Source organism: Sphingobium scionense (genome assembly GCF_014197035.1).
GTDB lineage: Bacteria > Pseudomonadota > Alphaproteobacteria > Sphingomonadales > Sphingomonadaceae > Sphingobium > Sphingobium scionense.
On sequence record NZ_JACIEU010000009.1, the window covers coordinates 36,156 to 54,573 of the forward strand.

The 18,418-nt window shown below is 65.2% G+C and carries 21 protein-coding genes; 19 read left to right on the top strand and 2 right to left on the bottom strand.

From position 1 onward, the window contains the following. Window positions 1-4 precede the first annotated feature (4 nt). From GGQ90_RS11910 to GGQ90_RS11920, 3 genes are all read left to right on the top strand, one after another. Entirely contained in the window at window positions 5-1,189 is a 1,185-nt protein-coding gene (locus GGQ90_RS11910; RefSeq protein ID WP_160984554.1) for a DUF2235 domain-containing protein, read from the top strand. Beyond that, a complete protein-coding gene (locus tag GGQ90_RS29005; RefSeq protein WP_202408032.1) occupies window positions 1,186-3,006 on the top strand; it encodes a hypothetical protein in 1,821 nt (606 codons plus the stop codon). The genes GGQ90_RS11910 and GGQ90_RS29005 overlap by 4 nt, the downstream gene beginning before the upstream one ends. Window positions 3,007-3,495: 489 nt before the next feature. Then, the gene (locus GGQ90_RS11920; RefSeq protein WP_160984553.1) at window positions 3,496-3,825 is read left to right on the top strand and encodes a DUF736 domain-containing protein; all 330 of its coding nucleotides are present in this window, start codon (window positions 3,496-3,498) and stop codon (window positions 3,823-3,825) included. Between the two features lie 83 nt (window positions 3,826-3,908). Here GGQ90_RS11920 and GGQ90_RS11925 read toward each other — a convergent pair whose 3' ends face one another. Continuing rightward, on the bottom strand, window positions 3,909-4,103 hold the full coding sequence (locus GGQ90_RS11925) for a helix-turn-helix domain-containing protein (RefSeq protein WP_246428227.1): 195 nt from the start codon (window positions 4,101-4,103) through the stop codon (window positions 3,909-3,911). Window positions 4,104-4,380: 277 nt separating this feature from the next. Here GGQ90_RS11925 and GGQ90_RS11930 point away from each other — a divergent pair, with 277 nt between their 5' ends. From GGQ90_RS11930 to GGQ90_RS11975, 11 genes are all read left to right on the top strand, one after another. Then, the gene (locus GGQ90_RS11930; RefSeq protein WP_160984551.1) at window positions 4,381-4,650 is read left to right on the top strand and encodes a DNA -binding domain-containing protein; all 270 of its coding nucleotides are present in this window, start codon (window positions 4,381-4,383) and stop codon (window positions 4,648-4,650) included. 133 nt (window positions 4,651-4,783) lie between these two features. Further along, window positions 4,784-5,062, top strand: coding sequence for a transcriptional regulator domain-containing protein (locus tag GGQ90_RS29305; RefSeq protein ID WP_160984550.1), 279 nt, complete (start codon window positions 4,784-4,786; stop codon window positions 5,060-5,062). After that, on the top strand, window positions 5,019-5,567 hold the full coding sequence (locus GGQ90_RS29310; protein ID WP_202408072.1) for a DNA -binding domain-containing protein: 549 nt from the start codon (window positions 5,019-5,021) through the stop codon (window positions 5,565-5,567). Before GGQ90_RS29305 ends, GGQ90_RS29310 begins: the two co-directional genes overlap by 44 nt. 126 nt (window positions 5,568-5,693) lie before the next feature. Continuing rightward, window positions 5,694-5,960, top strand: a complete 267-nt coding sequence (locus GGQ90_RS11940; RefSeq protein WP_160984549.1) for a helix-turn-helix transcriptional regulator — start codon at window positions 5,694-5,696, stop codon at window positions 5,958-5,960. Further along, window positions 5,957-6,463, top strand: a complete 507-nt coding sequence (locus tag GGQ90_RS11945; RefSeq protein WP_160984548.1) for a DUF2840 domain-containing protein — start codon at window positions 5,957-5,959, stop codon at window positions 6,461-6,463. The genes GGQ90_RS11940 and GGQ90_RS11945 overlap by 4 nt, the downstream gene beginning before the upstream one ends. Beyond that, window positions 6,460-7,005 carry a S26 family signal peptidase gene (locus GGQ90_RS11950; RefSeq protein WP_188082359.1) on the top strand — a complete coding sequence of 182 codons (546 nt, stop codon included), beginning with the start codon at window positions 6,460-6,462 and terminating at the stop codon, window positions 7,003-7,005. Before GGQ90_RS11945 ends, GGQ90_RS11950 begins: the two co-directional genes overlap by 4 nt. A 34-nt stretch (window positions 7,006-7,039) precedes the next feature. After that, window positions 7,040-7,375: a DUF736 domain-containing protein gene (locus GGQ90_RS11955; RefSeq protein WP_160984546.1), complete on the top strand. Its 336-nt coding sequence runs from the start codon at window positions 7,040-7,042 to the stop codon at window positions 7,373-7,375. Between the two features lie 109 nt (window positions 7,376-7,484). Beyond that, a complete protein-coding gene (locus GGQ90_RS11960) occupies window positions 7,485-8,168 on the top strand; it encodes a lytic transglycosylase domain-containing protein (RefSeq protein ID WP_246428228.1) in 684 nt (227 codons plus the stop codon). A 238-nt stretch (window positions 8,169-8,406) separates the two neighbouring features. After that, a complete protein-coding gene (locus GGQ90_RS11965) occupies window positions 8,407-10,167 on the top strand; it encodes a DUF3363 domain-containing protein (protein WP_160984544.1) in 1,761 nt (586 codons plus the stop codon). Between the two features lie 14 nt (window positions 10,168-10,181). After that, entirely contained in the window at window positions 10,182-12,155 is a 1,974-nt protein-coding gene (locus GGQ90_RS11970) for a conjugal transfer protein TraG (RefSeq protein ID WP_160984543.1), read from the top strand. Window positions 12,156-12,164: 9 nt separating this feature from the next. Beyond that, window positions 12,165-12,590, top strand: a complete 426-nt coding sequence (locus tag GGQ90_RS11975) for a ribbon-helix-helix domain-containing protein (RefSeq protein ID WP_160984542.1) — start codon at window positions 12,165-12,167, stop codon at window positions 12,588-12,590. Between the two features lie 80 nt (window positions 12,591-12,670). Here GGQ90_RS11975 and GGQ90_RS11985 read toward each other — a convergent pair whose 3' ends face one another. Continuing rightward, on the bottom strand, window positions 12,671-13,312 hold the full coding sequence (locus tag GGQ90_RS11985; protein ID WP_223178233.1) for a GNAT family N-acetyltransferase: 642 nt from the start codon (window positions 13,310-13,312) through the stop codon (window positions 12,671-12,673). A 275-nt stretch (window positions 13,313-13,587) separates the two neighbouring features. On the opposite strand from GGQ90_RS11985, the gene trbB reads away from it, so the two are divergent. Genes trbB through trbJ form a run of 5 tightly spaced genes read left to right on the top strand, consistent with a single transcriptional unit; the run spans window position 13,588 to window position 18,416 of the window. Then, on the top strand, window positions 13,588-14,574 hold the full coding sequence (gene trbB, locus GGQ90_RS11990; RefSeq protein ID WP_160984540.1) for a P-type conjugative transfer ATPase TrbB: 987 nt from the start codon (window positions 13,588-13,590) through the stop codon (window positions 14,572-14,574). Further along, window positions 14,571-14,903 carry a TrbC/VirB2 family type IV secretion system protein gene (locus tag GGQ90_RS11995; protein ID WP_160984539.1) on the top strand — a complete coding sequence of 111 codons (333 nt, stop codon included), beginning with the start codon at window positions 14,571-14,573 and terminating at the stop codon, window positions 14,901-14,903. The genes trbB and GGQ90_RS11995 overlap by 4 nt, the downstream gene beginning before the upstream one ends. Further along, on the top strand, window positions 14,903-15,175 hold the full coding sequence (locus tag GGQ90_RS12000; protein WP_160984538.1) for a VirB3 family type IV secretion system protein: 273 nt from the start codon (window positions 14,903-14,905) through the stop codon (window positions 15,173-15,175). Before GGQ90_RS11995 ends, GGQ90_RS12000 begins: the two co-directional genes overlap by 1 nt. Then, on the top strand, window positions 15,172-17,661 hold the full coding sequence (gene trbE / locus GGQ90_RS12005; protein ID WP_188082360.1) for a conjugal transfer protein TrbE: 2,490 nt from the start codon (window positions 15,172-15,174) through the stop codon (window positions 17,659-17,661). Before GGQ90_RS12000 ends, trbE begins: the two co-directional genes overlap by 4 nt. After that, window positions 17,658-18,416: a P-type conjugative transfer protein TrbJ gene (gene trbJ, locus GGQ90_RS12010; RefSeq protein WP_188082361.1), complete on the top strand. Its 759-nt coding sequence runs from the start codon at window positions 17,658-17,660 to the stop codon at window positions 18,414-18,416. The genes trbE and trbJ overlap by 4 nt, the downstream gene beginning before the upstream one ends. Window positions 18,417-18,418 lie beyond the last annotated feature (2 nt).

Here is an 18,418-nt window from a genome sequence, read left to right on the forward strand (position 1 = left end):
GCCCATGCCGCGTAATCTCATCCTGCTGCTCGATGGCACCAGTAACGAGGTCAAGGACAACCTGACCAATGTCGTGAAGCTGTATCGCTGCGCAGAACGCAGCGACAATCAGCGCGTTTTTTATCATCCCGGAATCGGCACTGTGCCGCTGACCACCGATTGGAGCCCTGCCACGCAAAGCGCGATCGCGGCCTTTGGCCTCGCGACCGGTTGGGGCCTCGACGCCAATATCCTCGCTGCCTATTGCTATTTGATCGACACATATCAGGAAGGCGATCGGATCTTCCTCTTTGGCTTCAGCCGCGGCGCCTATACCGCCCGTGCGGTCGCCGGGCTGATCCATTTGGTCGGTTTGGTCGATCCCGATCAGCGCAATCTCGCTGAATACGCGCTCAAAGCCTATAAACGTTCTGATCGGGAAGACCGGCTCGACATTGCTTGGCAGTTTCGCCGCGTAATTGGCGGACGCCGAGTGCCGATCCATTTCCTGGGGGTCTGGGACACGGTCGCCTCGGTGTTCGTGCGCCCAGGATTGCTGCGCCTTCCTAGCCAATCCTTCCTGCCTTACACCAAGTCTAATCCAAGTGTCCGCGTCTTCCGGCAGGCAGCGGCGATCGATGAACGTCGCAGGATGTTCCGGCTCTACAATTGGACGCCGAGCCAGAACTTCAAACCCGATCCGTTCGCTGCCGCCGAGGGCGTGCAGGACCAGCAAACCGTCTGGTTCGCCGGGGATCACTGTGATGTCGGCGGCGGCTGGGCCGAGACCGAAAGCCAGATCGCCAAGTTTCCCCTCATCTGGATGGCCCGGGAAGCCCAAAGGCACGGCCTTGAACTCGATGAGTCCATGTTCGATCACCTTGCCGAAGGCGCCCCCCTGCCTGGCGGCAAGAGGATGTATGTCGCGCCGGATGCGAACGGCCCGATCCATAACTCCATGACCGCCGCTTGGTGGCCGCTTGAATATCTTCCTAAGAATCGCAGATGGAAACGCTTCCCCGAAAGGGCAGTAACTGGCGGCTATTACCTTCCTCGCGCGGAGCCACGCAGAATTCCTGACGGCGCTTTGGTTCATTATTCAGTGATCGAGCGGATGGCCATGGGCTACAAGCCGGTCAACCTGCCCGCCGATTTCACGACTGCGCCACCAGCTCCAACCTCACCCGCTCCGACTGGAAGTGGCACATGATCGACCATCTTGAAATTGCGCAATCGGGATTTTTCCACCAGCGCAGGCGCCGGTTATCGAACGATGCAATCAACCGGCTCTTCACAACAATGCGCGCACAGGCGCGCCAACCCTCGCGCAATCTTTTCCGAGCCGATCGGGTCGCGCTCGGCGACGCCCGTTATTCGGCAATCTGCTTCTCGCACGAACGCGATGTGTCGTTCCTTGCCCCGGAAGCCAATGTTGTCGAGCGGGTATATGGCTTTGCGCTAATCGTCGAGCATGGCCCGTACATTGCCGTGTTCAAATCCGGTCTCGACCTGCCCTCGGCGTTCAAGACCGCCTATCTCGGCAAGATCGCCAATGAGCGGATCGAGCGCGCAATCGCCAGGCAGGACGCGGTGTTCGAAAAGCTTCGTCTGCGCAACATGTCGATTTCGCCGCTTGCCTTGCGGTCAAAATCGCTAGAGGCGCGCGACCTCGAGAACGCAGTAGCGACCAGCAGTGCTAGCCGCTTCATTCCCCAGGCCTATAGCGTCCGGCGTGACGACGGCGTGTATTCTGCCACACCGACCACCGGCCGGATTTCACTGCGCGCCGATCGCGCCGGAGTTGAAGAGACCGTCGCCTGGGCCGTCCAGATTTCGGAGCTGCTCCAAGCCGACGCCGGAGTAGTTGCTGGTTTTATCCGCAATTTTGCGCGCCCTATTGAACTGACCGCGCTGCCGACCGATGTCCGACCGACATTTGTAGGTATCGACACGATAGGCCTGGCCGACGCACTATACACCGCCGAGAACGGGATCCGCCTGATCCGTGAAAGCGCGAATGGGGTTGAGGAATTGCCACAGCCCGAAGCCGGAGCCGTACTAGCGACGCTTGAACCAGCTTTTCCGGTGGTCCGCCGTCGCAGCATTTACGAGGTCCGCGACGACGATGGACACACTCCGATTGCCTCGCTGCGTATTGGCGCAACGCGGATCGCGTTACGGGGCCTCGATCTCCCATTGATCGCCGACATCTCAGTAGAGAGGCGTAGCCAGCCCCTTGGCGAGGACGCTGATGCAGTGCCGCTATCGCGATACCTTGACCGGGAAAATCTGTTCACGGTCCTCTTCAGCGACCTTGCCCTTGCTTATATCGACGGAGCACTTTTCCGAGACGAGGCGCTGGCTGGCGGCGCGACCTCGCTGCTCGCGCATCTCCGGGTCGACGCATCGCTTGCCCAAACCACCAGCGAAAAGGGCGCGTTCGAGGTTGGTCAAGTCGAGTTTGCGCAAGGCTGCGTGTTCCGCTCGGTGGTCGATACGATCGCGGACGGGGACGACGTGCTGCTCTGCGATGATCTCGGTGACGAATGGGCAGACTTTATTGGGGTCAGTACGCAAAGCAACCCAACCATGATCAGCTTCTACCATGCGAAGCACGGCAACCAGTCGCTCAGCGCGTCGGCCTTTCACGAATCGGTCGGCCAAGCGATTAAGAACCTTGGCCGGATGAGCCTGCCCGCCGATATGCTCCCCAACAAGTTGGCTGGCTGGGACGACCGGTATCGCAACAACGGCGTCCAAACCGACATTGCCCGAATAATCCGCGGTGGTACCCCGAATGAGATTTCTGGGAAGCTCGACGCGGTGCGCGCCGCTCCGGATGTGCTCCAGCGGGTGTTCATCGTGACGTCCTCGCTCAGCCGCGCGCAGGTCGAAGGCGTCCTGGCCGCAGTCGCGCAGGGCACAGCGCCTACACCACACTTCGTCCAACTTTATTGGCTATTGATGAGCTACTTCTCGGCCTGTGTTGAGATGGGCGTCCGGGGATATGTGGTGTGCCGCCCGTAGACGGGGCGACGACGACCTTCGCATGCTCTTAATAGACATTGGTGTTTCCAACCTCAGCTCGGATCGGTGTCTTGTTACTTGTCTAAATGACAGATTGGCCGATCTGATGACGTCATCTCGGTTGCCCGCGAAGTTCACCATTACGCGTCGGCTTGGCGATCAATGTGATCGAATGGTGGATATCCGAGCCGCTGCTTTTGCGCAGTGTTTTCCAGCATTAATCTCTCTTTTGGCGTCCCACCTAAAAGCGATCTCTTCACGGGTTTGATCTGGCCAGGACCGGCTTCGCCTCGTCCACCTAGCCGCAACGGCGGGCTTGCAACTTTCTTCCCCTGACCTTCGGTCATTCCTCGCGAGACAAGAAACTCGCCACCCACCGCCCTCCGCTGATGCTGCGGCCGCAAGCGGTGCGGCGGCGTCCGTCCCGGCCTTTGGATCACCCATCGAGACCGCAATCGGGCGGTTCGATCCAAGGAAAGGAACTTCATCATGGCAACCATCGGCACCTTCAAGAAGACGGCTTCCGGCGAATACACCGGCGAAATCGTCACCCTCTCGGTTCAGGCCAAGGGCGTCCGCATCATCCCGCAGGACACCCGCACCAACGACAACGCGCCATCGCACCGGGTTCTGGTCAACCGCGCCGAGATCGGTGCCGCCTGGAGCAAGACCTCGAACGAAGGCCGCGACTATCTCGCAGTCAAGCTCGACGATCCCAGCTTCAACGCCCCGATCTACGCCAACCTCTTCGATGATGAGGGCGGCGAGACCTTCAGCCTCATCTGGTCGCGCCCAAACGGTCGCCGCAGCGACGGTTGATCCGGCCATACGCCCCGCCCGGTCCACCGGGCGGGGCTCTTCGCTTTCTGAAGGGCGCACATCGGATCAAACCGCGACGGGCGTTATTCCCCGTCACGATCGGGCCGGCGAAGCAAGTCGGCAGCTTCAAGCCCCAGTTCGCGTGCCAGTCGGTCGACCACGTCGATCCCCGCCGAATAAACGCACCGTTCGAGCGCGCTGATGTAGGTTCGGTCGATTTCCGCCCGATGCGCCAACTCTTCCTGCGACAGGCCAGCGACTCGGCGAGCGCGGCGCAAGTTTGCGGCCAAAACCTCTCGTATTTCCATGGATACGAAAGGCAATCATTGCAGAGGATTCAACCACGGAGTATTCTCTACAAAGAGAATCTAAGGAGGTCATGTCGGTGAAATGCACTGGCAAATTGACACCGCGTTCGGCTTCGCACCAAAGGAGCGCCGTCCGGATTTTGATCTTGACGCTGCAAAAGGTGCGTTCAGCTATGCATGACTTGCAAGTATTTTCCGGCGGTAGTTCTGTTATTGCAGTCGCGGGCAAGAGGGGGAATTCGTTGCCATGAGCTGCCGCTTCGACGACGTTGCGCCTGAGCTTCCGGCGATCACGCCCTATGACGAGGCGCACCTCACAGACTATCTGCGATTGCTCGACGCTGACGCCGACGGAGCCGATTGGCGAGAGGCGGCCGCAGTCATTTTCGACATCGATCCAGGCCTCGAACCCGAGCGCGCCGAGCGGATGCACGCCAGTCACCTGGCCCGCGCGCGGTGGATGACCGAGGTCGGATACGCCCATCTACTGGCACGTGAGGGCGAGCTAAAGCATTAACGTTACAATCCATTTTGGCGAAACGTCAGCGCATCGCGTGCATGGCAGCATGCAGCTTTGACGCTTTTCGATACGCAAACGCATTGCCACGCTCTGGTCCGCGGGCCGCGATGGTCGCGGCCAGGAGACTGTCATGCCTGGGTCGTCGAACAAGCGTACCAATGGCAGTGAGAAGGCGGCCGAGACGCTCGGTCGCGCCGAACTCGCCGCCGAATTTCTGAAGCGCAACCGCAGCTACCGCGCCGAACATGCGCAGATGGAGCAGCGGATCGCGCGAAGTGGAATTTCACGCCAAGCCGCTGAAGCCGCATTCGCGCGGCGCTGGGGGTTGTCCTTTCGCCTATGCGCCGGCCGAGCTTGCCGACACAGTGATCTGGCGGCCCGAGCTGACCGCCGTCACCGTCATTCTTGATGCTGCGCCGGACGGATTTGGCAATGCCAAAGCTGTTGATCCGCTGAAGCTGGGCGCGCTGCTAGCCGATCAGGCCGGGGTCGAGGGCCGGCACGTCGTGGTGGCTGACCGGGACGGCGCACATTCGCTCTGGCTGCGCGATCCGACGCCTGGTCAGCCGCTGGCGGCGATCATCCCACTCGACAAGGATTTCACGACGCGGGTGACGAGCCTGCTGCGCTTCCATCGCCGATTGTTCGGCAAGCAATCGGGGCCGCCAGCACGCGGATGGCCGCTTACCCGCTACCGGCAAGCACGCCTGGCCATGATGCTTCAGGCGCTCGATTTGCGCATGTCAGGGGCGAGCTATCGCCAGATTGCCGCCGCTATGGGCCGCGAAGATGACGCCGAACTGCCAGCGACCGAATGGAAGACATCGGCTGGGCGGTCGTTCGCAATCCGGCTCGTCCGCGACGCCACAGCGCTGATGAACGGCGACTATCGCAAGCTGCTGCGTATCCGCTGAACCGGCTTTCGCGGGTCTCGGGCAGGGGTGGTCACATCCCCGCGATCACAAATCTTCATACTCCACCTCTCCGGGCGCGCTTCGTCATTTTCGCCTCCTGCCACCCCCGACCGCAGGAGTCCGACCTTGCCTGATACGACGCATAATCTGCCGCCCCGCTATCTGCGGACACCGGAAGCTGCCCGCTTCTTGGGGCTATCCGGACGGACCCTGGAAAAGCACCGCTATTTCGGGACCGGGCCAACCTATCGCCGCATCGGCGGGAGGGTGGTCTATTCGGTCGACGACCTTCAGGCCTGGGCCGATCTCGGCACCAAGAATTCAACCAGCGAGCCGGGCCAGAACGACCTGCTTCCGCGCGCCAACTCGCCCTTCGCGCGGAGTCGGCAATGACCGTCTCGCCCACACATAATGGACACGGCGCGCCGCGTCCTGACAGCATGACCCACGTTCAACTGACGTGGATCGAGAAGCGGGTTGAGCATTGGATACGCTTCGGTCGGATCGCCAAGGACGAGATCGTCGATCGTCGTCGCCGCATCGTCAGCTTCCGTCCCGGCGCCGTCTTCGCATTCGTGCGCTGGACCGCCAACGACTATGGCACAGTCAGCTCGCGTATCGACATCGTGCGCGCGGTCGGTGCCGGTGAACCATTCACGACGCTACCATCCGTGCAGCCCGGCGGCGAAATCCTGCTCACCATAGAGGGCTGGCCAAAGGTCTCCCAGGTGCTCGGCCATATCGAGGTTGTGGACACCGCAGGCGTCGATCCCTGCGACGCCGCGCCCGACCATTGGCGGCACGTCCACAACCGCATTGCCGCCGGACATCAGCCGCGTGCGTACACGATGGAGCGCCATCGTGCGTGGCTCAAGCGTCGGGAGATCGAAGGATGACCCGCCGTTTCTATGCCCGCGCGACGGCGGTTGCGGCTGCTTCGTTCGCCCTGTCATTCGCAGCAATTGCGGTTACCGATCCGCTGCCGCGCGTCGTCTGGAACGCCAGTGCGAGCGCGCCGATCGGGCTTTATAGTATACTGCCCGACACCGATCCGCCGCTCGGAGCGCTGGTCGCCGTCGCACCGCCGCAGCGAATTGGCCGCTGGATGGCGGCGCGCGGATATCTCGGCGAAAACGTGCCGCTGTTGAAGCATGTCGCTGCCAAGGCAGGGCAGCGCGTCTGCCGGATCGGCGGCACGGTGACCGTCGACGGACAGCCGGTCACGCTTGCACTGACACACGACCGGCTTGCACGTCCGCTTCCCGTCTGGCGCGGCTGCCGGACGCTTGAAGCCGACGAGCTGTTGCTTCTCAACCCCGCGCATCCCGACAGCCTCGACGGCCGCTACTTCGGCCCTCTGCCGACAGCAACCGTGCTCGGCCGCGCCATCCCGATCCTCACTCGAGCCAGGCCCGACGCGCCACTGACTTGGCGCTGACCTCGCGCCCACTTCAATCGAAAGGAACTTTCTCATGCAGATCGGCAGCTTCATCCGCACTGACAAAGGCTTCGAAGGCGTGATCGAAACGGCGACGCTCGATATCCGCATCTCGCTCATCCTGGTTGAACCCGGCGGTGCCGACAAATCACCAGATTGGCGTGTCCATCGCGGCAATGACGGCGAAGGGCCGGAAGTGGGTGCGGGCTGGAACGAGAGCGGCGAGCGGGCCGGTGATTACGTCTCGCTGCGCATCGACGATCCCAGCTTTCCGCAGCCGATCCGCGCGGCACTGTTCCAGAATGCCAACGATCCGGCGTCGTGGTCGCTGAGCTGGAACCGCCCGCGCACCGCCCGTGAGCAGGACTGAGCCGATGCGTCCTGCCGCAATCCATAGGCCTTTGAACCTGCGTTTGCGTGCCGCATCGCTCGGCGCCGCCGCACTGCTGGCCGCGTTGCCGATCAGCCAGGCACCGGCGTTGGCGCAGGAAACCAACCAGCCGCCTGCGCCGTCCGCCGTTACTCATCCATATGCGCCGCATGTCGCTGACGCGGCGCGGCGGTTCGGCATTCCCGAGGCTTGGATCTGGGCTGTGATGCGGGTCGAAAGTGCTGGCAATCCCCGTGCAGTTTCGCGCGCGGGGGCTATGGGCCTGATGCAGATTATGCCCAGAACCTGGGCACAGCTTCGTGCGCGCCATGGTCTCGGAGCCGATCCTTTCGATGTGCGCGACAACATCACGGCGGGCGCTGCCTATCTGCGCGAAATGCACGACCGATACGGCAATGCGAGCGCAATGCTGGCGGCGTACAATGCCGGACCGGGACGCTACGACGACTACCTTTCGCGTGGCCGTCCGCTGCCCGCCGAAACAGTCGCCTATCTGGCGCGGCTTGGGTCAATCACCGGCAACGATAGCGTCGTCGAAGTGGCTGTCGTCGCACCGCCTGATCGCTTCGCCTGGCGTCGTTCGGCGCTGTTCGTCCACACATCCGCGGCCACAACAGAAGCTGACTTGGCGCGACCCAAGGACGAGATCGCCGCGGCCGATAGACCCACCGCTCAGTCCGCAGTCGGCCAATTGTCTTCACCCAATCCGCCTGCCGCAACGCCGATCGACAGCATCTTCGTTCCTCGCGCTGGCGCGGGTCGACCGCAATGATAGCCGCAGCGATCAGAGGGGTAGTCCGGATGGAAATCAGGACGGATCAGGGAGAAAAGTGCCTGAGAAGACGATTGCAAGATATAAGCAGTGCCCCGTTCAGCCGAAAAGCCGTGGCTTTTCCGTGGCTTCACGCGGGGGCGTCGGACGGCGCGCGTGCCGCGCGGAAGAGAAAAGACAGCAAAAACAATGCCTCGAATGGCACCACAGGCCATTTTCGGCCGAAAGCGGCCCGCCCGTGAGCGAGGACAGCGAGTTCCGAGTCCGGCCGGGCAAGGCCAAGCGCAGCAAGGCGCAGGGCCGCAATGCGCGCGGCCTGGTCGCCGAGGTGTTGCGGGTCGCCGCGATCCATAGCGGCGGCCGGCGAGGCGGCGCCAGCGGAGCGCGCCGTGGCGCGCAATCCACCTTCGGTCGGGGACGCACGGCGTTCGCCCGCAGCCGCCTGTTCGGCTCGGGCCGCCGCGTAATGGTCAAGATGCTGCCCGTGACCACCCGAAGCCGGGGTGGCCGGCGCTCGGCGCCGCTGTCCGCGCACGTCTCTTATTTGAAGCGCGAAGGCGTCACCCGCGACGGCTCGCCGACGCGCATGTTCGACGCGGCCGGCGACAACGCCGACGATCGCGGTTTCACCGCGCGGTGCAAGGATGACCGGCACCATTTCCGGGTCATCGTGTCGCCCGAGGACGCCGCCGAGCTGACCGACCTACGCGAATACACCCGCGACCTGATGCGGCAGATGGAGGCCGACCTGGGCACGCGGCTCGATTGGGTCGCGGTCGACCACTGGAACACCGACAATCCGCACGTCCATCTGCTTGTGCGCGGCGTTACCGATCAGGGCGCCGATCTCGTCATCTCCCGCGAATACATCAGCCACAATCTCCGCTCGCGCGCGCAAGATTTGGCCTTCGCCGAGCTTGGGCCGAAGCCCGAACTTGAGGTGCAGCGCGCGCTCGACCGTGAGCTGACGGCGGAACGCTGGACCCGGCTCGATACCGAGATCCAGCGTTCCGCCGACGAGCTGGGCGTGATCGACCTACGCCCCGAGCGCCCCGGCCCGGACGATCAGCGGCTCCGCCGTTTGATGGTCGGGCGCTTGCAGCACCTGGAGACGATGGGGCTCGCAGCCGAAGGGGATACCGGCCAGTGGGCGGTCGCGGAAGGTGCGGCGGCGAAGCTGCGCGAGCTGGGCGCGCGCGGCGACATCATCCGCACGATCGGCGCGGCGCTCAAGGATCGGGGGCAGGCCCGGCCGCTCGACAGCTACGCCGTCGTCACCAGTGCGCCCGAGAAGCCGATCGCCGGCAGGCTGATCGACAAGGGGTTGCACGACGAGCTGACCGGCACCGCCTATGCCGTGATCGACGGCACGGACGGGCGCACCCACCATGTTCGCCTGCCGGGCGTCGAGGCGCTGGAGCATAGCCCCAAGCTCGGCGGCATCGTCGAGTTGCGCGGCGTCGGCCGGCCCGGCGAGGAGAAGCCGACGCTGGTGCTAGCCACGCGGTCGGACATAGACCTTGCCGCGCAGGTGAAAGCGCCCGGCGCGACCTGGCTAGACCACAGGCTGATCGAGCGCGGCGCGCGCGTCGCAGACGGCGGGTTCGGCGCGGAGGTGCGCCGTGCGATGGATGCGCGCACCGACCATCTCGTCAAGGAAGGGCTGGCGCGCAGGTTCGGCGAGCGGACGGTGTTCGAGCGCGGGATGCTCGACACGCTCCGCAAGCGCGAGCTGGACGCGGTTGGGGCGAAGATCGCGGGGGAGACCGGCCTTGCCTATCGCCCCGCCGCGTCCGGCGAGAAGATCGCCGGCACCGTGCGCCAGCGCCTCGCGCTCGCGTCAGGCCGCTTCGCCATGATCGACGACGGGCTCGGCTTCCGGCTCGTGCCGTGGGCCAGCACCCTCGAACAGCAACTCGGCCGACAGGTGTCGGGCGTCGTCCGCGCCGGCGGGGGCATCGACTGGACGCTGGGCCGCGAGCGCGGCCTCGGGATCTAAATCAGGAGAACTCCATGTCCGCGACCAAGATACTCTGGGGCCAGATCATCATCGTGTTCCTGACCGTGCTCGCCGGGGTGTGGGGCGCGACGCAGTGGACAGCCGCCGCGCTCGCCTATCAGCCCGAGCTGGGGCCGCCTTGGTTCATGGTCGGCAAGTGGCAGGTCTATCCGCCGCCAGCCTTCTTCTGGTGGTGGTTCAGCTTCGACGCCTATGCACCGCGCATATTCCTGACAGGCGCCTATATCGCCGCGTCCGGCGGGTTCGCGTCGATCGCCGTCGCCATCGGCATGTCGGTGTGGCGCGCACGTGAACTAAAAAACGCCGAGACGTACGGGTCTGCGCGCTGGGCGACTGAGCGCGAGGTTCGCGGCGCCGGGCTGCTCGGGCCGAACGGCGTCGTGCTGGGCAGGCTCGCCCGCGACTATCTGCGCCACGACGGCCCAGAGCATGTGCTGTGCTTCGCCCCAACCCGCAGCGGCAAGGGCGTCGGCCTGGTCGTGCCTTCGCTGCTGACCTGGCCGGCGTCGGCGGTCGTCCACGACATCAAGGGCGAGAACTGGACGCTAACCGCCGGCTTCCGGGCGCGCTACGGCCGCGTGCTGCTGTTCGATCCGACTAATGCCGCCTCGGCGGCCTACAATCCGTTGCTGGAGGTGCGGCGTGGCCAGTGGGAAGTGCGCGACGTGCAGAATGTCGCGGACGTGCTGGTCGATCCCGAAGGATCGCTGGAGCGTCGGAACCATTGGGAGAAAACGAGCCATAGCTTGCTGGTCGGCGCGATCCTCCACGTCCTATATGCCGAGGCGGACAAGACCTTGGCCGGTGTCGCCGGATTCCTCTCGGACCCGGCGCGCACGATCGAGCAAACGCTGGCCGCGATGATGGCGACGCCGCACCTCGGCGAAGCAGGCGTGCATCCCGTCGTTGCTTCGGCCGCGCGCGAGTTGTTGAACAAGTCTGACAACGAGCGATCGGGCGTGCTCAGCACCGCCATGTCGTTTCTCGGCCTCTACCGCGATCCCGTCGTGGCCGAGGTTACGCGAGCCTGCCAATGGCGCATAGCGGATCTGGTCGAGGGCGATCGGCCGGCGACATTGTATCTGGTCGTGCCGCCCAGCGACATCTCCCGCACCAAGCCGCTCATCCGCCTCATCCTCAACCAGATCGGGCGCCGGCTGACCGAGGAGCTGACCCCGAAGGGCAACCGCCATCGCGTGTTGTTGATGCTCGACGAGTTTCCGGCGCTCGGCCGGCTCGACTTCTTCGAGTCCGCCCTGGCGTTCATGGCGGGCTACGGCCTCAAGGCATTCCTGATCGCGCAGTCGCTCAATCAGATCGAGAAGGCATATGGCCCGAACAACGCCATTCTCGACAACTGCCATGTCCGCGTGAGCTTCGCCACCAACGACGAGCGCACCGCCAAGCGCGTGTCGGATGCGCTCGGCACCGCCACCGAGATGCGCGCGATGAAGAACTATGCCGGGCATCGCCTTTCGCCGTGGCTCGGGCATCTGATGGTGTCGCGCTCCGAGACAGCCCGTCAGCTCCTCACCCCGGGCGAGGTGATGCAGCTTCCGCCCGATGACGAGATCGTGATGGTGGCGGGCGTCCATCCGATCCGCGCGAAGAAGGCGCGCTATTTTCAGGACCGGCGCCTGTCCGAGCGGATCATGCAGGCACCAGCGTCCGCGGCCGCTGCGATCCGTCCTGACGATTGGACCGGGAGGCAGGCTGTCGCCGATCCGAAGCAGGTCGCGCGCATCATCCGCGACGCCGAGGACGTCGGCAATGGCGGGCTGCGCCGGGAGCCCGAGCTGCCCGAGCATGTCGCCATCGTGCCGGAAACCCCGGTACCTGCGGCGCAGGAGTTTTCGATCGTCGACGACGAGCAGGACGACGCGGTCCGCCAGGCTGCCGTGCGGCGACGAATGCAGGGGCTCGCGCGACAGGCGTCGCTCGATCCCGGCGACGGCATCGAGCTTTAGGAGGGCACCATGCGAACCAGGCTTAACGTCTATTTCCCGCCCGCGCTCGCCAAGCAAGTGGACGAGCTGGCGATCCGGCGGCGCATATCACGCTCGGCGATCGTGGAGGCTGCCGTGGCGTCCTACCTGTCGCCGGACGGCGCCGACCGGATGGAGGCCGCGTTCGCGCGGCGGCTCGACCGCCTGTCGCGTCAGGTCCAGCGGCTTGAGCGCAACACCGGGCTTACCACCGAGGCGCTGAGCCTGTTCGTCCGGTTCTGGCTGTCCGTGACCCCGCCGCTGCCCGACGAGGATCAGGCGGCGGCGCAGGTGAAGGGCCGCAAGCGCTACGAGGGGTTCGTGGAAACGCTCGGCCGACGCTACGCCAGCGGCAAGAGCTTGATGGACGAAATCCCCGAGGATGTCTGGCCGAGGTCCGCCGCCGAGACGGAGTGAGTGCAAACTCGTAGCAAGATGGCCAGAAGCGCCAAGTTGCAGCCTCTCGGCAATGATGCGGCGACCGCCAAAAGCCGACTTTACGGCGTGACGATCGAGGCCGTCGAATATGGCGAGATCGTCTCCCATCCTAGCGCCGAATAGAGCGCTCGGCCGTCTTCCGTGGCCACGAGCAATTCCGGGCTGCTGGGATGCTGGCGAGCGTCATGCAGCGTTAGCATTAGGGCATGCCCCAAGCCTTTTCGGCGATGCTCAGGCTCCGTCACGATCCGATCGTATATTACGACGCCCCGCGTCTCCGCCGCATAACCGCTCGCCGCGAGTGCGCCTATTTCAGAGAATATCCGCGCCTCAAACACCATACCGACCCGCTTAGCCTCGATCCTATACCCGTCGGCTAGGCGCCTTGCGGGAGGCTTGCCAGTTGCCTGCATGAAATAGCTCGGGGTGTGAAGCTCCCAGCCCATTGGTAGCACCGCTCGCAGTTCGTCGGCGGCACCGCAGAGCTTAAGGAGAAAGCGCGGCTCGCTGATGGAACGAGCAAGCTGTTCGAGACCCGACCCTATCCTGGGGAAAACCCAGCGGGCGACTTCGGCGTCCGACTTAGTATCGACGCGAAAGCCTCCGTATTCGGGGACTGGCGACGGCAACCCCCGTACGATCGACCGAGCTGAGAGCCATGCATTTAGGATCAGCGGATCGACGCCTTGGTTGCTCATCATCTCTCGCGAATAGAACGACAGCTATCCGCATCATGGAAGCTGCAAGGCGGTCTGGCAACAATCCACCACTTTCCACCGTTCGCCGATTCGTTGGCAACGGGCCAATTCAACGCGGCGGATCCAAATCGACGAGGAGTAATCCGCCGCCGGCGCCGTATCTACCGCCGCCTCTACTACCCCGCCAAGTAGCTGTTGCAGATCGAATATTTCTGCGTCTCTTGATGTGCTCCTGACGCCGGGCGGCGGTTCGCCCGGCCTGATCCAGGGGCCGATCCTTGACCGTCCAGCCGATCCGATCCGAAGCCAAGACACGCGGCGCGCGAATGCTGCGCACGGCGCTGGGCGCGGCGATCGCGGCTTGGCTCGACGATCCCGCCGTCATCGAAGTGATGCTCAACCCGGACGGCCGGCTTTGGGTCGATCGGCTCGGCGAAGGCATCAGCGATACCGGCGAGCTGCTGTCGGCCGCCGATGGTGAGCGGATCATCCGTCTGGTCGCGCACCATGTCGGCGTCGAGGTTCATGCCCGCGCGCCGCGAGTTTCGGCGGAGCTGCCCGAGGGCGGCGAGCGGTTCGAGGGGCTGCTGCCGCCCGTCGTCGCCGCGCCCGCCTTCGCGATCCGCAAGCCGGCCGTCGCCGTCTTCACGCTCGACGACTATGCGCGTGCCGGGATCATGTCGGCGGTTCAGGCCGAGGCGCTGCGGCATGGTGTCGAGACCCGCGCCAATATCCTCGTCGCCGGCGGGACCGGCAGTGGCAAGACGACGCTGGTCAACGCGCTGCTCGCCGAGGTGGCGAAGACGACCGACCGCATCGTTCTGATCGAAGACACGCGCGAGCTGCAATGCGCGGCGCCCAATCTCGTCGCCATGCGGACCAAGGATGGGGTCGTCTCGCTGTCGGAGCTGGTCCGCTCGTCGCTGCGCTTGCGGCCGGACCGCATCCCGATCGGCGAGGTTCGCGGCGCCGAGGCGCTCGACCTTCTCAAAGCCTGGGGCACCGGCCATCCGGGCGGCGTCGGCACGATCCACGCCGGCTCGGCGCTCGGGGCGCTGCGGCGGATGGAGCAGCTCATTCAGGAAGCCGTCGTCACGGTCCCGCGCGCGCTGCTCGCCGAGACGATCGACCTGATCGCCGTGCTGGTCCGCGATGGACACGGCCGCCGCCTCGCCGAGCTGGCCCGTGTCGAAGGGCTCGACTCAGCCACCGGCGACTACCGCCTGACCTCCCTCACAGCCCCCAACCTTGGAGACGAACAATGATCCACGTTCTGTCGCGTGGCGCACGCCGCGCCATGCTTGCCGCCACCGCCAGCGTCGTCGCGCTGACAATCGCCGCCCCCGCCCATGCGGGTGGTTCGTCGATGCCGTGGGAAGCGCCTCTGCAAAGCATCCTCGAAAGCATCGAGGGACCGGTGGCGAAGATCGTCGCGGTCATCATCATCATCGTTACGGGCCTGACGCTCGCGTTCGGTGATACGAGCGGCGGCTCCCGCAAGCTGATCCAGATCGTGTTCGGCTTGTCGATCGCGTTTGCGGCCAGCTCGTTCTTCCTCAGCTTCTTCAGCTTCGGCGGCGGGGCGCTGGTCTGATGTCGGACGGGGTCGAGCCCATCCCCGGCTATTTGGCGCCGGTCCACCGGGCGCTGACCGAGCCGATTCTGCTCGGCGGCGCCCCGCGCTCTCTTGCCATCGTCAATGGCACGCTGGCGGGCGCGATCGGTCTCGGCCTGCGGCTCTGGATCGCCGGCCTGGCCATCTGGGCCGTAGGCCATGCGCTGTCCGTTTGGGCCGCGCGCCGCGATCCGCAATTCGTGGACGTGGCGCGCCGCCATCTCCGTTATCCGACATGGATGCGGCCATGATGAGCTTGCGCGAGTATCGCAGCAAAGCTGCGCACCTGGCCGACTTCCTGCCTTGGGCCGCGCTGGTCGGCGAGGGAGTCGTTCTGAACAAGGACGGCAGCTTCCAGCGCACGGCGCGCTTTCGCGGTCCCGATCTCGACAGCGCCACCCCGGCCGAGCTGGTCGCCACGACGGCGCGACTGAACGGGGCGCTCCGGCGCCTAGGCTCGGGCTGGGCGATTTTCGTCGAGGCGCAGCGGACGCCAGCGCTTGACTATCCGACGTCCAGCTTCCCCGATGCCGTATCTGAACTGGTCGATTGGGAGCGGCGCGAGCAATTCAGCGAGGAAGGCGCGCATTTCGAGAGCCGCTATTTTCTCACGCTGCTGTGGATGCCGCCGGCCGAAGAAGCCGCGAGGGCCGAAGGCTGGCTCTACGAAGGCCGGGCCACGACCGGCGTCGATCCGTGGGAGTTGCTCAAAGGCTTCACCGATCGCAGCGACCGCGTGCTCAACCTGGTCGAGGGCTTCGTGCCCGAGGTCCGCTGGCTCGACGACGCCGAGACGCTGACCTTCCTGCACAGCACCATCTCGACCCACCGCCAGCGTGTCCGTGTGCCGGAGACCCCCATGCACCTCGACGCGCTGCTAGCCGACGAGCCGCTGACCGGCGGGCTCGAACCGAAGCTCGGCGACCAACATTTTCGCACGCTCACCATCGTCGGCTTCCCGAGCGTGACCTTCCCCGGTCTGCTCGACGAGCTGAACCGGCTCGCCTTCGAGTATCGCTGGTCGACCCGCGCCATCATGCTCGACAAGACCGATGCGACCAAGCTGCTGAGCCGCATCCGCCGCCAGTGGTTCGCCAAGCGCAAGAGCGTGGTCGCGATCTTGAAGGAGGTGATGACCAACGAGGCGTCGGTCCTCGTGGACAGCGACGCCTCCAACAAGGCCGCCGACGCCGACACCGCCCTGCAGGAGCTGGGCGCCGACTATGCCGGCATGGCCTATGTCACCGCGACGGTGACGGTGTGGGACCGCGACCCCGCCATTGCCGCCGAGAAGCTGCGGCTGGTCGAGAAGGTCATTCAAGGCCGCGACTTCACCGTCATCCCCGAGGGCATGAACGCGATCGAGGCATGGCTGGGGAGCCTGCCCGGCCACACCTACGCCAATGTCCGCCAACCTCCCATCTCCACCATCAATCTCGCCCACCTGATCCCCCTGTCAGCAGTGTGGGCGGGGCCGGAACGGGACGAGCATTTCGGCGCTCCCCCCTTGCTCTATGGCAAGACCGAAGGCTCGACCCCGTTCCGGTTTTCCCTTCATGTCGGCGACGTTGGCCACACGCTGATCGTCGGGCCGACCGGCGCGGGCAAGTCGGTGCTGCTCGCCCTCATGGCGATGCAGTTCCGGCGCTACGAGAACGGCCAGGTCTTCGCCTTCGACTTCGGCGGCAGCATCCGCGCCGCCGCGATCGGCATGGGCGGCGATTGGCAGGACTTGGGCGGGATGCTTGCCGACGAGGCCGGTGACGGTGTCCAGCTCCAGCCGCTCGCCCGCATCGACGAGTCCGCAGAGCGCGCCTGGGCGGCCGAATGGCTGGCGGCGATCCTCGCGTCCGAAGGCGTCGCGGTCGATCCGCAGGCCAAGGAGCATATCTGGTCCGCGCTCGGCTCGCTCGCCAGTGCGCCCGTCACGGAACGCACGCTGACCGGCCTGGCCGTGCTGCTGCAGAGCCAGCAGCTCAAGCAGGCGATTGCCCCCTATTGCCTTGGCGGGCCATGGGGCCGGTTGCTCGACGCCGAGGCGGAACGGCTCGGCGAGGCATCGGTCCAAGCGTTCGAGACTGAGGGCTTGGTCGGCGCCGGCTCGGCCGCCGCGGTCCTGTCCTACCTGTTCCATCGGATCGAGGGACGGCTCAACGGCAGTCCCACGCTCATCATCATCGACGAGGGCTGGCTGGTTCTCGACAGCCCGGACTTCGCCGCACAACTCCGCGAGTGGCTGAAGACACTGCGCAAGAAGAACGCCAGCGTGGTCTTCGCCACGCAGAGCCTCGCCGACATCGAAACCTCGAACATCGCGCCGGCCATCATCGAAAGCTGCCCGACGCGCATCTTCCTGCCGAACGAGCGCGCCGCCGAGCCGCAGATCGCGGCGATCTACGAGCGGTTCGGCCTCAACGCCCGCCAGATCGAAATCCTCAGCCGGGCGACGCCCAAGCGTGACTACTACTGCCAATCGCGGCGCGGCAACCGGCTGTTCGAGTTGGGGCTGGGCGAGGTCGCGCTGGCCTTCGCCGCCGCGTCTTCCAAGACCGATCAGCTCCGCATCGCCGAGCTGGTCGAGACCCATGGCCGCGAGCGCTTCGCCGCCGAATGGCTGCGCCATCGCGGCCTGGCCTGGGCGGTCGATCTTCTTCCCGAACCCCAATCCGATCCGCTGGCCGGTGGCCGGGAAGATACCGGCCAGCTCCCCCTTGCCTTGAAGGACATGACCCCATGAAACCCAATATCCTGCGCCGTGCCATGCTGGCCGGCGCCATCGCCACGTCGAGCATGATCGGCATCACCGTCGCCACGCCGGCCCAGGCTCAGTTCGGCGGGATCGTCTATGACCCGACCAACTATGCGCAGAACGTGCTGACCGCCGCCCGGTCGCTCCAGCAGGTCAACAATCAGATTCAGCAAATCCAGCAGCAGGCGACCAGCCTCATCAACGAGGCGCGTAACCTGGCTTCGCTGCCGTTCAGCTCGCTCCAGCAGTTGCAGCAGCAGGTGCAGCGCACCCAGCAGCTTCTCGGTGAGGCGCAGCGGATCGCCTACGACGTGCAGAACGTCCAGCAGGTGTTCAACGGACGCTACAAGGGCGCGGCGCTGACCGGCACCCACGCGCAGATGGTCGCCAACGCCAACGCGCGCTGGGAGGATAGCGTCGGCGCGTTCGAGGACGCGCTTCGCGTTCAGGCCGGCGTCGTCGCCAACATCGACGGCGCGCGCACGACGATGGATGGCTTGGTTACGTCCAGCCAGTCGGCGACGGGCGCGCTCCAGGCGGCACAGGCGGGCAACCAGCTTCTCGCGCTGCAATCGCAGCAGCTCGCGGACCTGACGGCGCTGCTCGCCGCGCAGGGCCGGGCGCAGGCGCTGGATTCGGCGCGTGATGCGGCGGTCGAGGCCGAAAGCCGCGAACGGCGACGCCGCTTCCTGACGCGGTCCACCGGCTACCAGCCGGGCAACGCAAGCATGTTCCACGACTGATC

Coding starts and splice junctions, on each gene's coding strand:
- GGQ90_RS11985 (WP_223178233.1), bottom strand. CDS start 13,312: ATGATGAGCAACCAAGGCGTCGATCCGCTGATCCTAAATGCATGGCTC.
- trbJ (WP_188082361.1), top strand. CDS start 17,658: ATGAAACCCAATATCCTGCGCCGTGCCATGCTGGCCGGCGCCATCGCC.
- GGQ90_RS11995 (WP_160984539.1), top strand. CDS start 14,571: ATGATCCACGTTCTGTCGCGTGGCGCACGCCGCGCCATGCTTGCCGCC.
- GGQ90_RS29005 (WP_202408032.1), top strand. CDS start 1,186: ATGATCGACCATCTTGAAATTGCGCAATCGGGATTTTTCCACCAGCGC.
- GGQ90_RS11910 (WP_160984554.1), top strand. CDS start 5: ATGCCGCGTAATCTCATCCTGCTGCTCGATGGCACCAGTAACGAGGTC.
- GGQ90_RS11955 (WP_160984546.1), top strand. CDS start 7,040: ATGCAGATCGGCAGCTTCATCCGCACTGACAAAGGCTTCGAAGGCGTG.
- GGQ90_RS11930 (WP_160984551.1), top strand. CDS start 4,381: ATGAGCTGCCGCTTCGACGACGTTGCGCCTGAGCTTCCGGCGATCACG.
- GGQ90_RS11920 (WP_160984553.1), top strand. CDS start 3,496: ATGGCAACCATCGGCACCTTCAAGAAGACGGCTTCCGGCGAATACACC.
- GGQ90_RS11970 (WP_160984543.1), top strand. CDS start 10,182: ATGTCCGCGACCAAGATACTCTGGGGCCAGATCATCATCGTGTTCCTG.
- GGQ90_RS11975 (WP_160984542.1), top strand. CDS start 12,165: ATGCGAACCAGGCTTAACGTCTATTTCCCGCCCGCGCTCGCCAAGCAA.
- GGQ90_RS12000 (WP_160984538.1), top strand. CDS start 14,903: ATGTCGGACGGGGTCGAGCCCATCCCCGGCTATTTGGCGCCGGTCCAC.
- trbE (WP_188082360.1), top strand. CDS start 15,172: ATGATGAGCTTGCGCGAGTATCGCAGCAAAGCTGCGCACCTGGCCGAC.
- GGQ90_RS29305 (WP_160984550.1), top strand. CDS start 4,784: ATGCCTGGGTCGTCGAACAAGCGTACCAATGGCAGTGAGAAGGCGGCC.
- GGQ90_RS11945 (WP_160984548.1), top strand. CDS start 5,957: ATGACCGTCTCGCCCACACATAATGGACACGGCGCGCCGCGTCCTGAC.
- GGQ90_RS11950 (WP_188082359.1), top strand. CDS start 6,460: ATGACCCGCCGTTTCTATGCCCGCGCGACGGCGGTTGCGGCTGCTTCG.